Raw genomic sequence first — 13572 nt, 5'->3', positions numbered from 1 at the left:
ACGTACCGGGCGGGCGGTCATGAGACCGGCTCCGTCAGTGCGCGATCCAGCGGTACGTCGGCCGTGACGGTCACGGCGGACGGGTTCAGGTCGGCGGGCGTGGGCATCACGCTGCCGGGCAGCTGCACGGCGGCCGCGCCGTGCGCCACCGCGGAGGCGAGCGCCTCGGGACCGCTGCCCCCGGCGATGAGGAAGCCGGCGAGTGAGGAGTCACCGGCCCCCACGTTGCTGCGTACGGTCTCGACGCGGGCGCTCCCGAAGTGCGCACCGAAATCGTCGACGAGCAGTTGGCCGTCGGCGCCGAGGCTGGCGAGCACGGCACGGGCGCCCAGCTGCCGCAGCTCCTCGGCGGCCTTGACCGCGTCGCCGACGGTGGCGAGGGGGCGGCCGACCGCCTCGGCGAGCTCCTCGGCGTTGGGCTTGACCACATCGGGGCGCTCGCGCAGCGCCGCGAGCAGCGCCGGGCCGGAGGTGTCGAGGGCGATCCGGGCGCCCGCGGCGTGCGCTCGGGCCACCAACTCGGCGTACCAGGAAGGCTGCAGGCCGCGCGGCAGGCTGCCGCAGCAGGCGATCCAGGCAGCGCCCGCGGACCGGTCGCGGACCGTGGCGAGCAGCGCCTCGGACTCGGCGGCGGACAGCTCCGGACCGGCCGCGTTGACCTTGGTGAGTGCGCCGTCGGGCTCGGCGAGCGAGATGTTGGACCGAGTCTGGCCCGCCACCGCGACAGGGGCGACCTCGATGCCCTGCTCACAGAGGAGCTCGGCGACGAGATCGCCGGGCGCGCCGCCGAGCGGCAGCACCGCGAGCGTGTGCCGCCCGGCCGCGGCGACGGCCCTCGACACGTTGACGCCCTTGCCACCCGGGTCCATCCGGTCGCCGGTGGCGCGGATGACCTCGCCCCTGTCGAGGGCCGGGACCTCGTAGGTCCGGTCCAGGGAGGGGTTCGGGGTGACGGTGAGGATCATGCCTGCGCTGTCTTTCTCGTACGTGCTGTGGGGAGTTGTCGAGCTCATACGCGTACGACCTCCGTGCCGCCCCGCTCGATCACGGCCGTGTCGTCGTCGCCGAGGCCCTTGTCCGTGATCAGCAGGTCGACGTCGGCGAGGTCGCCGAAGCGCGCGAAGTGCTCCTGCCCGTGCTTCGCCGAGTCGGCGAGCAGCACCACACGGCGGGCGGAGGCGACGGCGGCGCGCTTGACCGCGGCCTCGGCGAGATCGGGGGTGGTCAGCCCGTGCTCGACGGAGAAGCCGTTCGCCGCGAGGAAGGCGACGTCGGCGCGGATCTCTCCGTACGCCCGTAGCGCCCAGGCGTCGACGGCGGCGCGGGTGCGGTGCCGGACGCGGCCGCCGACCAGGTGCAGCTGCACCCCGGGGTGGTCGGCGAGGCGGGCGGCGGTGGGCAGCGAGTGCGTGACGACGGTGAGGCCGGACTCCAGCGGCAGCGCGGCCGCGAGCCGGGCGACCGTCGTACCCGCGTCCAGGACCACACTGCCTTCGGCGGGCAGTTCCGCGAGTGCGGCCTGCGCGATGCGGTCCTTCTCGTCTGCCGCGGTGGACTCGCGCTCGGCGAGGTCGGGCTCGAAGTCAAGCCGCCCGGCCGGTATGGCACCGCCGTGCACTCGACGTACGAGGCCGGCTCGATCGAGGGCCTTCAGGTCACGCCGGATGGTCTCGGCGGTGACCTGGAACTCCTCGGCGAGCGACAACACGTCGACCCGGCCGCTGTCACGCGCGAGGCGAAGAATCTCCTGCTGCCGCTCCGGTGCGTACATGGGTTCAGCTCCGATTCATGCCCGAACGTGTTGTTTCACGCCCAGCGTACGGGCGGATGTCCGCGAAGTAAACAGATTCGGGCACAGTTCGGGCAGATACAGACTTCAGTCCCGTCGCACGGGCCGAACCGGGCTGGCCTGGCTGAACTGGCTGACCTGCTCTTCTCGCCGCACACGAAAGGGCGCCCGGAAACTCCGGGCGCCCTTTGACCGGTAGGTAGACCACCAGGTCGGTCGTACGTCGCGTCGTGGGTCAGCTGTGAGCAGTCACCTGTCAGCGGTCAGCGGTCAGCGGTCAGCGGTCAGCGGTCAGCGGTCAGCGGTCAGCGGTCAGCGGTCAGCGGTCAGCGGTCAGCTCAGGCCTAGTGCACCAGCTCCGGGTCCCGCCCGGAACCGTCCTCAGCGGAGGGCACGCCGGCAGCGGACTCGCTCGCCCCCGGAGCCTCCGTCTCCGCGACCTCCGCCCCCTCCACATGCTGAGCGGGCCGCGCCGGCAGGGCGAACATCAGCAGGAAGATCGCACCGAGCACACCCGCGACCCACCACAGCGCGTGCTGGAACGCGTCCGCGTACGCCGCGCCCACGGCGGCGCCGGTCAACGGCTCGTCGATGACGCCGAAGAACACCACCGCCACCAGGCCGAGCCCGAGCGCATTGCCCATCTGCATCATGGTGTTGACGAGGCCGGACGCCGAACCGGAGTGCTCAGGCGGCACCTCGGACAGCACCGCGTCGGTCAGCGGCGCCACGATCAGGCCCATGCCGACGCCCATCACCACGAGCGGCAGCGCCATCTGCCAGGGCGAGATGCCCTGCCCGTACCGCTCGGCCTCCCCTATGTAGAGCAGCACGCCGGCCGCCATGGTCAGCGCGCCCGTCTGCAGCACCTTGCGGCCGAAGCGCGGCACGAGCCGCTGCACCGAGATCCCGGCCGCCACGGACACCGCGAGCGAGAACGGAACGCCCGTCACCCCCGCACGCAGCGGGCTCCAGCCCAGGCCGACCTGCATATAGAGCGTCCACACCAGGAAGAACACCCCGGTGACCAGGCCGAACGTGAGCTGCACGGCGGCACCCGCAGCGAAGCTCTTGACCTTGAACAGCGACAACTCGATCAGCGGGGAACCGTCCTTGCGCGTCTTGTGTCGCTCGTACGCCACCAGCCCCGCGAACACCACGAGCGCACCGCCCATCAGCGCGTACCCCCACAGCGGCCAGCCCAGCTCACGCCCGCGCGTCAGCGGGTAGAGCAGCATCAGCAGTCCGACGACGACGAGCACGACGCCTATCGGGTCGAGACGGAGCGCCTTCGGGGCCTTGGACTCGGTGATGAACTTCCGGCCGAGAAGCAGACCTGCCACACCCACCGGCAGGTTGATCAGGAAGATCGGCCGCCATTCGAGACCGAACAGATTCCACTCGGTGAGCAGCGCCCCGAGCATCGGCCCGGACACCGCACCGAGCCCCACGATCGCGCCGAACAGGCCGAAGACCTTGCCCCGTTCATGCGCCGGGAACGTGGCGTGCACGATCGACAGGACTTGCGGCACCATCAGCGCGGCCGTCGCCCCCTGCAGGACGCGCGAGCCGACGAGCATCTCCGGGTTGGCCGCGAATCCGCAGAGCGCGGAGGCGAGCGTGAAGCCGCCTATGCCGACTAGGAAGATCCGCTTCCGCCCGTAGATGTCGCCGAGCCGGCCACCCGTGATCAGGCCCGCGCCCATCGCGAGCGCGTAACCGGCGGTGATCCACTGGATCTGGCTGAACGAGGCGCCCTCGTCCGCCTTGATCGAGGGCAGCGCGATGTTCACGATCGTCACGTCGACGAGGTCCATGAACGCCGCCGTCATCACGATGGCCAGCGCGAACCAGCGCCGCCGATCGCCCGCCGCCGGCCCCGGGGCCTGGGCTCCGGTGGGTGAGGTCGTGGGTGAGGTGCTCTTCATGTGGATGAACCTAAGGGTGATGTAGGTCAGACGATGTCCTCATTGGCGCCCATGATGGTTGCCATGACGACGGACACTCCAGCACGACTGCTGCAGCTCCTCTCTCTGCTTCAGACCCCGCGCGAGTGGCCTGGCGGCGAGCTCGCCGACCGACTCGGAGTCTCCCGGCGCACGGTGCGCCGGGACATCGACCGGCTGCGCGAGCTCGGCTACCCGGTCCAGGCCACATTGGGCGCGGAGGGCGGTTACCGTCTCGCGGCCGGCAAGGCGATGCCGCCGCTCGTCCTCGACGACGAGGAGGCGGTCGCCATCGCCGTCGGCCTGCGGGCGGGCGCCGGCCATGCCGTGGAGGGTGTAGAGGAGGCGTCCGTCCGCGCCCTCGCCAAGCTGGAACAGGTCCTTCCGTCCCGCCTCCGCCACCGCGTCACGACCCTCCAGTCCGCGACAACTCCCTTGGTGTACGGAGCTGGTGACGGTGCGACGATCGCGCCCGAGACCCTCACCGTGATCGCCTCGGCCACCACCGGCACCGAGAAGCTCCGCTTCGCCTATCGCTCCGGCGACGGCACGGAGTCCCGCCGACAGGTCGAGCCCTACCGCCTGGTCTCGACCGGCCGCCGCTGGTACCTCGTGGCGTACGACCTGGAGCGGGAGGACTGGCGCACCTTCCGGGTCGACCGCCTCACCGAGCCCTTCGCGACCGGCGCGCGCTTCGCTCCGCGCCCTCTCCCGGAGGGCGACGCGGCGGAGTTCACGCGCCGCGCGATGTGGCGCGGCCAGCCGACGCACGAACTCGATGTGACGTTCGCCGCCCCGGCCGAGTTCGTCGCAGCCCGCATCCCCAAGGGCCTGGGCACACCGACTCCGGAGGGCCCGAACACCTGCCGCCTGCGCACCACCGTCTCGGACGCCATCGAGTGGCTGGCCGTGCGCCTGGCACTGGTGGACACGGACTTCACGATCCACGGCCCACTCGAACTCGCCGCTCATGTACGGGAGTTGGGGTCTCGCCTCGGCAGGGCCGCCGAAGGCTCCGCAGATGGGAGCCCCGGCACCACGGGGGAATGGCACCGGGACTCGTCCTTGGGGTGAGCGGGGCGGGAGCCCTGTGGGCTTGCCCCGCGTGTCTCACGCCGCCGCGTCGAAACCCGTGTCCCTTGCGAGCTTCTTCAGTTCGAGCAGCGCGTGCTTCTCGATCTGACGGATCCGCTCACGTGTGAGGCCGTGCTCCTTGCCGACCTCGGTGAGGGTCCGCTCGCGGCCGTCGTCTATGCCGTACCGCATCTTGATGATGGACGCCGTCCGCTGGTCGAGCCGGCCGATCAGGTCGTCGAGCTCCTCGCTGCGCAGCAGCGTGAGCACGGACTGCTCGGGCGAGACGGCCGAGGTGTCCTCCAGGAGGTCACCGAACTGGGTGTCGCCGTCGTCGTCCACCGACATGTTCAGCGAGACCGGGTCGCGGGCCCAGTCCAGCACGTCGGAGACGCGCTCCGGCGTGGAGCCGAGCTCGGCGGCGATCTCGGTGTGCTCCGGCTCCCGACCGTTCTCGCGGTTGAACTCGCGCTGCACCCGGCGGATCCGGCCGAGCTCCTCGACCAGGTGGACGGGCAGGCGGATGGTGCGCGACTGGTCGGCTATCGAGCGGGTGATGGCCTGCCGGATCCACCAGGTCGCGTACGTCGAGAACTTGAAGCCCTTGCGGTAGTCGAACTTCTCGACGGCGCGCACCAGTCCGGCGTTGCCCTCCTGGATCAGGTCGAGCAGGGGCAGGCCGCTGCGCGGGTAGCGGCGGGCGACCGCGACGACCAGACGGAGGTTGGAGCGGATGAAGACGTCCTTGGCGCGCTCACTGTCGGCGACGAGTGCCTCGAGTTCCTCGCGGCTCGCGCCGTCGGCGGCCTTGCTCTTCTCCTCGACCTCTCCGTCCAGGATCTTCTGGGCATACACGCCTGCTTCTATGACCTGCGACAGCTCGACCTCGCGGGCGGCGTCGAGCAGAGGCGTGCGGGCGATCTCGTCGAGATACATGCCGACCAGGTCGCGGTCGGCGATCTCGCCGCCTCCGGCGCGAACACTGCGGGCCGCGTCGGTCTTGCCGGCCGATCCGGCTGCAGACTTACGACGGGCGACGGCACGGGTTGCCATGCGTGCTCCCTTGCGTTGAGTGGGTCGGCAGTTCAGACGGGCCCGGGGTCCGGGGCGGGATCCGAGGCGGCCCGTGGCGAAGAGCACACCTTCCGGGTGCCCTGCATCCGATGGAAACAACGACTGGAATCCGGACAGAATTCCCAAGCCGCTCAACAATTTTCCTGATCTTGCAGTACCCTGTGCGGCCACCAAGGAGGCGGGATGCCGAAGCGATCGACAGAGATGCTGGTCAGGCCGGGTTCCGAAGGCGACATCGAGGCCCTCACGGAGATCTACAACCACTACGTCCGTGAGACCGCCATCACCTTCGACACGGTGCCTTTCACGCCCGAGGAACGCCTGCCGTGGCTTCGCTCCCACCCTGAAGACGGCCGCCACCGCCTCCTGGTTGCGCAGCCGTCCCCCGGTTCCCCGATTCTGGGGTACGCGACGAGCAGCGCCTTCCGCTCGAAGCCGGCCTACGAGACCTCCGTCGAGGTCTCCGTCTACCTCACTCCGGACGCCGCCGGCCGCGGCGTGGGCACCCTTCTCTACACGTCTCTCTTCGACGCCCTGTCCGGCGAGGACGTCCATCGTGCATACGCGGGCATCGCCCTACCCAATGCCCCATCGGTCCTCCTCCATGAGCGCTTCGGCTTCCGGCACGTGGGGACGTACGCGGAAGTGGGCCGGAAGTTCGACCGGTACTGGGATGTCGCCTGGTACGAGAAGCGTCTCGGACCCGACTGCTGACGAGCTTGCCACGCCCGAGGGGCCTTCGGGACGCCGAAACGGTTCACCCTCACTCGAACGCGTGGACCATTTTCGGAAGCCTGTCGTCCGCTGCCGCGAGGTTCATACGGTGCGAGAGCAGCTTGCTTCTCGAACAAGCGCTCCCACGTACAGACGGAGGCACCCCATGCCCGAGCAGGCCTTTCACGACGCCATCGACCAGCGAACGCCCCTGCGAGCCACGCGGACTCAGCCGAACTGCACCGACCGCTTGGCCAGCCCCATCCAGAAGCCGTCGATGACCGAGCGTTGCGCGCCGAGTTCACCGTTCGCGTCCGCGGCGCCCATCGCCACGAACAGCGGGGCGAAATGCTCCGTGCGCGGGTGCGCGAGCTGCCCGGCGGGCGACTTGTGCGTGAAGTCGAGAAGAGCGTCCACGTCCTGCGCGTCCAGGGCCTCCCGCCCCCACGCGTCGAACTCCGCCGACCAGGAGGGGATACCGCCCTGCCGGAGCGCGGCCAGGTTGTGCGTGAAAAATCCGCTGCCGACGATCAGAACGCCCGCGTCGCGCAGTGGGGCGAGCTTGCGGCCGATCTCCATCAGACGCTGCGGATCGAGCGTCGGCAACGAGATCTGCAGAACAGGGACGTCGGCGTCGGGGTACATCTCGACGAGCGGGACGTACGCGCCATGGTCGAGGCCGCGATCCTCGATGTCCTGAACAGGAGTGCCGGCCGTACGCAGCAACTTGCGTACCGCGTCGGCGAGTTCGGGCGCGCCGGGCGCGGCGTACCGCACCTGGTAGTAGTGCTCGGGGAAGCCCCAGAAGTCATAGACGAGGGGGACGGTCTCGGTGGCCCCGAGGGCGAGCGGAGCCTCCTCCCAGTGCGCGGAGACCATCAGCACCGCCTTGGGGCGCGGAAGGTCAGCCGACCAGGCGGCGAGCTGCCCCGTCCACAGGGCGTCATCGGCGAGCGGCGGCGCACCGTGGCTGAGATAGAGGGCGGGCATGCGCTCCGGGGCGACGGCGGTCATGACGGCTCCTGACACTCGGACGGGGAAGGTCGACAGGGCGGGTACCCCCACAGGCGCGGACGCGCCCGGAGGGTAGAGACGAACAACAAGCTTGAATGTTCAAGCTCCCAATTTGGAGATTACGCCGTGTTTGTTGAAGTTTCAAGGATGAGGTTCGTACAGTGGGTGTTATGACGACGCAGAACGAGGACACGCGCTGGCTCAACGACGAGGAACAGCGCACCTGGCTGGCATATCTGCACGCCACCATGCTCCTCGAGGACCATCTGGACCGACAGCTGCAGCGCGACGCGAAGATGCCGCACGTCTACTACGGACTGCTCGTGCAGCTCTCTCAGGCTCCGCACCGTCGGATGCGCATGACCGAGCTCGCACGGCAAGCGAAGATCACCCGCTCCCGCCTCTCGCACGCCGTCGCACGGCTCGAACAGCACGGCTGGGCGCGTCGGGAGGACTGCCCCTCCGACAAGCGAGGACAGAACGCGATCCTCACCGACGAGGGATACGCGACGCTGCAGCAGTCGGCGCCGGGACATGTAGCCGCCGTACGCCAGGCGATCTTCGACCGGCTCACGTCCGAACAGCAGAAATCCCTCGGCGAGATCATGCGGATCATCGCCGAGGGACTTCAGCCGAACGAGGCGGGTGCCGATCTGCCCTGGCTCAGGTGACGACCTGGGCCGTCAGGCCGGCCAGGCCGGTCAGTGGGCGATCACCGGGACCCGCGCCTCGGCCTCCTCGTCCGTACCGGTGGCACCGCTCCCGGCCACCGGCGTACCGCCCTGGTGCCCGGTGGTGATGAAGGTCAGAGCGATGCTCGCGGAGATCACGAGGATGCCGACCGCCCACCAGATCGCGCTGGTGTAGCCGTCCACCATGGCCTGCGCCTGCAGAAGCTTCCGCGAAGCCGGGGTGGTCGCGTCCGCCGCGTGGGCGGTCAGGTAGGCGGTGGTGGCAGAGGCTGCGATGGTGTTGAGCAGCGCCGTACCGATGGCGCCGCCCACCTGCTGAGAGGTGTTGACCATCGCGGAGGCGACACCGGAGTCCCGCGCCTCGACTCCGTGCGTGGCCAGGGACATGGCGGGCATGAAGGCGGTGCCCATGCCGAGGCCGAGCAGCAGCTGCGCCGGCAGGATCAGCCCCGCGTACGAGGTGCCGATCTCCAGCTGGGTGAGGAGCAGCATGCCGAGCGCGGCGACGAGGAAGCCGGGGCCCATCAGCAGTCGCGGCGGCACGCGGGTCATCAGGCGGGCGCCGATCTGCGTGGAGCCCGTGATCATGCCGGCGATCATCGGCAGGAAGGCGAAGCCGGTCATCACCGGCGAGTAACCCTTCACGACCTGCAGGTAGTAGGTGAGGAAGAGGAACAGGCCGAACATCGCGATGACGGCGAGACCGAGCGACAGGTAGACACCACCGCGGTTGCGGTCCGTCAGCACCCGCAGCGGCAGCAGCGGGGCCTTGACCCGGGACTCGACCAGCAGGAAGGAGGCGAGCAGCACGGCGGATGCGACGAACAGGCCGACGGTCGTGGCATCGGACCAGCCGTCGGACTCGGCGCGAGTGAAGCCGTACACCAGAGCCACCAGGCCGAGCGTCGAGAGGGCGACGCCGGGGATGTCGAGAGGAGAACGGTTGCGGGAACCGACCGGCTCGCGGATCACGAAGTACGCGCCCACGGCGGCGATCACGGCGAAGGGGATGTTGACGAAGAACGTCCAGCGCCAGTCCAGGTACTCGGTGAGGAAGCCACCGAGGATGAGGCCCACGGCGCCGCCGCCACCGGCGATCGCACCGTAGATGCCGAAGGCCTTCGCGCGCTCCTTGGCGTCGGTGAACATCACCGCGAGCAGCGAGAGCGCGGCGGGCGCGAGCAGCGCGCCGAACACACCCTGCAGTGCGCGAGCGCCCAGCATCATCGCCTCACCGGTCGCGGCGCCGCCGAGCGCGGACGCCCCGGCGAAGCCGATGAGACCGGTGACGAAGGTGCGCTTGCGTCCCCACAAGTCGGCGACGCGACCGCCGAACAGCAGCAGGCCGCCGAAGGCGAGGGCGTAGGCGGTGATGACCCACTGCCGGTTGCCGTCGGAGATGCCGAGGTCCTGCTGGGCGGAGGGCAGAGCGATGTTCACGATGGTGGCGTCGAGGACGACCATCAGCTGGGCGAGCGCGATGAAGACAAGGGCTCGCCAACGTGTGGGGTCGGGCCCGGTATCGGAGATACCGCTCTTTACGGATATGGACGGTGCTGTTTCAGACATGGGGGTACCCACCTCGGGACTTCTCAGGACTGGTGATCGACGAACCCGGTGACGCCTGCGCCCGGCAAGCGCGAAGAAGGGAGTCGAAGAAAGGGGCTGAAGGAAGAAAGGGGCTGAAGAGAGACGAGCTGAAGAGGGAGAGCGACAGGGCGGGAAAACGGGAACTACGAAGAGCCTGCAACCTCAAGCAAGCTCTAGGTCAAGGTGACGCCGGCGGTGCGGTCATGCCGGGCGGCGGAGGTCCTCCAACGTTGCGGCGCTGCCCGGGAGTTCAGAACGGGCCGGGGTCTGCAGTCCGTCGAGGAACAGCTGCAGATGACGGTGTACGAACTGGTCGAAGTTCGCACAGCCGCTGCCCGGCAGGGGCCTGGTGAGCTGGGAGAGCGCGACGAACAGGTCACCGACGGCGATGTCGGTGCGCAACTGCCCGGAGGCGCGCGCCCGCTCCATGACCTCCGCGATCCGCAGCTCCAGGCGACGCCTGGAACCGTCGAGGGCGGAGTGCTCCTCGTCGAAAGTGCCGGAGAGCATCGGACACAGCGCTCCGATCCGTTCGTCGGCCGCGGCGTGCACGAAGCGGCGCAGCGCCTGGAAGGCGTCCGCCTCCTCCGCGAGGGCTTCCTCGGCCCGCTCGGCGGTGCGGTCCATCACCGAGCAGACGACCTCGCGGATGAGTACGGAGCGGTCGGAGAAGTGCCGGTAGACCGTGGCATTGCCGACTCCGGCGCGGCGGGCGATCTCGTCGAGCGGCACCTCGGGGCCGAGCTCGACGAACATCTCCCGCGCGGCACCGACGATCCGCTCGCGGTTCCGCAGCGCATCGGCCCGCGGGCGCGGCGTCCGGCCCGACCGCTTCGATGCGGCACCGGCCTCACCTTCAGCGCCCGCACCACCTGCGGTACGCGCATCGCCTGCGGCACGCGCACCGCCTGCGGTACGCGCGGTGCCTGCGGGGTCTGCGGTGTCGACGTCCACGGCTTCGCTCCTCAAGGTCGTGTACCGGTCCGGCCCTCCGGCCCGCCCGTCCGGCCGACAAGGGAGCCGGTACGGAGGGGGAGGCCGAGGCGGGCCGATACGGGGAAACTCTCCCCGCTTCACGGAACACCCGTGTAAACGGGGAAGGGCTCCCCGGTTATTTCCCGCCCCTCATGTGACCCGCCTCACGTGCCGTTTCGGCAAAAGCACACGATCGGTCGCCCTCAGCGAGCGCCCGCGCAACCCCCGCCACAGGGTGATCGACAAGGGCGCAGCCAGGACCGGCCGGCTGCCACGGACCGGAAGGCGGGCGGATGCAGCTGTCCCGAGAGTGGATATCCAGGCCGCGGCGCAGGCCCGTATTCGCCGCACTCGCGGCCCTCGTCCTCGCCGTCACCGTGACGGCCAGCACCGGCCGCCTCACCGCGGACTCCCGGGCCGCGGGCCCCGGCAGCCCCGGCCGGGCCGGTGCTCTCGCACCCTGCATGATCAGCGGAACCATGGGCATCCAGATGTCGGAAGGCGTCCCCACGAAGCCGGGGTACGCGCGCTCGACGGGCATCGTCCGCGCCCTCAACCTCATGGTCGACTTCTCCGACGCCCGCGGCCAGGGCCGCGCCACCGACCGCCTCGGCGAATTCTTCCCGCAGACCCAGGAATGGTTCCGCACCAGCTCCTACGGCCGCCTCGACTACCAGGCGCACGCCCCCATCAAGAGCTGGCTGCGCATGCCGCGCTCGTTCGCCTCGTACGGGATAGAACGCGGTGCCCCCTTCGACCCCGGGTACCGCCAGCTGGTCGAGGACATAGTCGAGGCGGCGGACCCGGATGTGGACTTCCGCGAGTACGACCTGGTCAATGTGCTGATGACGCCCAACGCCGGGCCGTCCGCGCTCGACACGGTCCTCTCGGTGACGTTCGCGGGGAACCATGAGGCGCCGGTCGCCGACGGCGTGCCGGTCTCCAACGCGTCCTTCGTCTACAGCCGTCAGGACGACGGCTCGGGCTCGTACCGCGAGACGGGCTATCGCGTACTCCCGCACGAGAACGGCCACATCTTCGGCCTGCCCGACCTCTACACCTCGGACGGCGGCGGGGCCGTCGGCCACTGGGACATCATGAGCGAGGACTGGGGCGCCAACAACGATCTGCTCGGCTGGCACAAGTGGAAGCTCGGCTGGCTCGACGACGAACAGATCAGCTGCGCCGCGGCCCACGGCACGACCAACCTCAGCCTGAAGCCGCTCGCCGCGAAGGGCGGCGGTACGAAGCTCGCCTTCGTACCGCTCGACGAGCGCACCGGGTACGCCATCGAGGTCCGCACCCGCGGCGGCAACGACGAGGCGGTGTGCAAGCCCGGCGTCCTCGTCTACCGCGTCGACGCCGACATCGACACCGGCCACGGCCCCGTCACGGTCAGCGACTCCAGCCGTGACTCGGGCGGCTGCACCCGCCGCCCCAACGTCCACGCGGAACTCTCCGACGCGCCCTACGCCTCCGGGCAGACCTTCACGGACGAGGAGCACGACCTCCGCATCAGCGTCGGCCCGGCCAAGAAGGACGGCACCCACAGCATCCACATCACCCGAACCTGACCCCGCCCCACTGATCCACAACCCCCGAACCCGGCTCTGCCCCACCCGCTACACTGACGAGCACGCCTTGCCTTCGTAGCTCAGGGGATAGAGCACCGCTCTCCTAAAGCGGGTGTCGCAGGTTCGAATCCTGCCGGGGGCACTGTGCCTGACCAGGCATTGCGCGTAGAGGAGCCCTCTCGGAGTCCAATCCGGGAGGGCTTTTCCATGTCTGCGGGGGCAGATCGGGGACACAACTGCCCGTCGCCCTGGCTGCCGAGCCGTGAGGCCCCGCGTACCCGATCGAGGCCGCCGGCTTCGGCTTGTATCCGCACCGCCGGTACGACCTGCACGGCAACCTGGACGGCCGCGGCCCGTACATCGATGCGGACCCATGCCCGCTGGGCCCTGACGGCCGGTCAGAACCCGACCAGCACCAGCAACTCGCTGCACAGCCATGGGCCTTGGCGATGTTCCTCCGGCCCCCGGGACGGCCGGGGGCGTTGCCGAGGTCCCGCTACTTGAAGGAAGCGCTGGCCACCACCGCGTCGACATCTGACTCCTCAGGCGTACCCAACTGCGGGAAGAACCCCAGCAAGAAGACCGACCGGCTGTCGCCCATGGACACCACCGTGATCCGCATGTACAGCTTGGCGCCCTCGCCGTCAGCCATCTCCACCGTTGTCGAGTGCCCAGCGCGACCGTCCACCGTCGCCGACTTGGATTCCTTGAGCTTCGACGAGCCGTTCGGAGCGAAGAACTCCGCGTTGGACCGCGCGGCGAGCTCGGTCGTCTCCTTCAGCTCGGACTCGGGGACGCCGTCGCCCCGTCCGGCGATGACAGTGCTTTTTTCAACCTCACCATCGCTGGGCTGCTTGACGATGGCTGACGTGAAGGGAGAGGCGAGGTCGCCCTTCTGATGCTTCCAGCCTTCAGGAATCCCGTACGAGACCCCTGCCGTCTTGTCCGTCACCCGCGGCCGCCCCGCCAGCGGGGATTGGTCGCGCAACAGCCACCACGCCACGCCGGCCGCGGCGAGCAGCGCGAAGACGACCGCGGCGACGATGCCGATCAGCACCGCACGTCGCTTCCTCGCCGGCACTGGTGGCGCTGGTGGCGCCTGTGGCGCTGTCGGCACCGCCGGGGGCCCG

General features: G+C 69.7%; 12 protein-coding genes and 1 tRNA gene. 5 read left to right on the top strand and 8 right to left on the bottom strand.

Annotation, left to right across the window (positions count from 1 at the left end; genetic code table 11):
- Window positions 1-17: 17 nt before the first annotated feature.
- The 3 genes from pfkB to QIS96_RS06340 form a co-directional block, all read right to left on the bottom strand.
- A complete protein-coding gene (gene pfkB / locus QIS96_RS06350; RefSeq protein ID WP_282541579.1) occupies window positions 18-965 on the bottom strand; it encodes a 1-phosphofructokinase in 948 nt (315 codons plus the stop codon).
- Window positions 966-1009: 44 nt separating this feature from the next.
- Entirely contained in the window at window positions 1010-1771 is a 762-nt protein-coding gene (locus QIS96_RS06345) for a DeoR/GlpR family DNA-binding transcription regulator (RefSeq protein WP_282541399.1), read from the bottom strand.
- Between the two features lie 362 nt (window positions 1772-2133).
- Window positions 2134-3717: an MFS transporter gene (locus tag QIS96_RS06340; RefSeq protein WP_282541398.1), complete on the bottom strand. Its 1584-nt coding sequence runs from the start codon at window positions 3715-3717 to the stop codon at window positions 2134-2136.
- A gap of 63 nt (window positions 3718-3780) precedes the next feature.
- Between QIS96_RS06340 and QIS96_RS06335 the strand changes: the two genes are divergently transcribed.
- Complete coding sequence (locus tag QIS96_RS06335) at window positions 3781-4809, top strand: helix-turn-helix transcriptional regulator (protein WP_282541397.1); 1029 nt, start codon at window positions 3781-3783, stop codon at window positions 4807-4809.
- A 36-nt stretch (window positions 4810-4845) separates the two neighbouring features.
- On the opposite strand, the gene QIS96_RS06330 is transcribed toward QIS96_RS06335, so the two are convergent.
- Entirely contained in the window at window positions 4846-5862 is a 1017-nt protein-coding gene (locus tag QIS96_RS06330; RefSeq protein WP_282541396.1) for a sigma-70 family RNA polymerase sigma factor, read from the bottom strand.
- 204 nt (window positions 5863-6066) lie between these two features.
- Here QIS96_RS06330 and QIS96_RS06325 point away from each other — a divergent pair, with 204 nt between their 5' ends.
- Window positions 6067-6597, top strand: coding sequence for a GNAT family N-acetyltransferase (locus QIS96_RS06325; protein WP_282541395.1), 531 nt, complete (start codon window positions 6067-6069; stop codon window positions 6595-6597).
- 228 nt (window positions 6598-6825) lie between these two features.
- Here QIS96_RS06325 and QIS96_RS06320 read toward each other — a convergent pair whose 3' ends face one another.
- Window positions 6826-7611 carry a dioxygenase family protein gene (locus tag QIS96_RS06320; protein WP_282541394.1) on the bottom strand — a complete coding sequence of 262 codons (786 nt, stop codon included), beginning with the start codon at window positions 7609-7611 and terminating at the stop codon, window positions 6826-6828.
- A gap of 161 nt (window positions 7612-7772) precedes the next feature.
- On the opposite strand from QIS96_RS06320, the gene QIS96_RS06315 reads away from it, so the two are divergent.
- Window positions 7773-8282, top strand: coding sequence for a MarR family winged helix-turn-helix transcriptional regulator (locus QIS96_RS06315; RefSeq protein ID WP_408907131.1), 510 nt, complete (start codon window positions 7773-7775; stop codon window positions 8280-8282).
- Window positions 8283-8312: 30 nt separating this feature from the next.
- Here QIS96_RS06315 and QIS96_RS06310 read toward each other — a convergent pair whose 3' ends face one another.
- Together QIS96_RS06310 and QIS96_RS06305 are read right to left on the bottom strand one after the other, a co-directional pair.
- The gene (locus tag QIS96_RS06310; RefSeq protein ID WP_282541392.1) at window positions 8313-9872 is read right to left on the bottom strand and encodes an MFS transporter; all 1560 of its coding nucleotides are present in this window, start codon (window positions 9870-9872) and stop codon (window positions 8313-8315) included.
- A 222-nt stretch (window positions 9873-10094) separates the two neighbouring features.
- A complete protein-coding gene (locus QIS96_RS06305; RefSeq protein WP_282541578.1) occupies window positions 10095-10688 on the bottom strand; it encodes a TetR/AcrR family transcriptional regulator in 594 nt (197 codons plus the stop codon).
- Window positions 10689-11161: 473 nt separating this feature from the next.
- Here QIS96_RS06305 and QIS96_RS06300 point away from each other — a divergent pair, with 473 nt between their 5' ends.
- Both QIS96_RS06300 and QIS96_RS06295 read left to right on the top strand, forming a co-directional pair.
- Complete coding sequence (locus QIS96_RS06300) at window positions 11162-12442, top strand: M6 family metalloprotease domain-containing protein (RefSeq protein WP_282541391.1); 1281 nt, start codon at window positions 11162-11164, stop codon at window positions 12440-12442.
- Between the two features lie 69 nt (window positions 12443-12511).
- A tRNA-Arg gene (locus QIS96_RS06295) sits at window positions 12512-12584 on the top strand.
- 354 nt (window positions 12585-12938) lie between these two features.
- On the opposite strand, the gene QIS96_RS06290 is transcribed toward QIS96_RS06295, so the two are convergent.
- Window positions 12939-13499 carry a hypothetical protein gene (locus QIS96_RS06290; RefSeq protein WP_282541390.1) on the bottom strand — a complete coding sequence of 187 codons (561 nt, stop codon included), beginning with the start codon at window positions 13497-13499 and terminating at the stop codon, window positions 12939-12941.
- Between the last annotated feature and the right edge of the window lie 73 nt (window positions 13500-13572).

Source organism: Streptomyces cavernicola, from assembly GCF_029968035.1.
Classification (GTDB): Bacteria; Actinomycetota; Actinomycetes; order Streptomycetales; family Streptomycetaceae; genus Streptomyces; species Streptomyces cavernicola.
The sequence above is the reverse complement of the archived record's forward strand: the minus strand, read 5'-3'. Positions and strand labels throughout refer to the sequence as shown.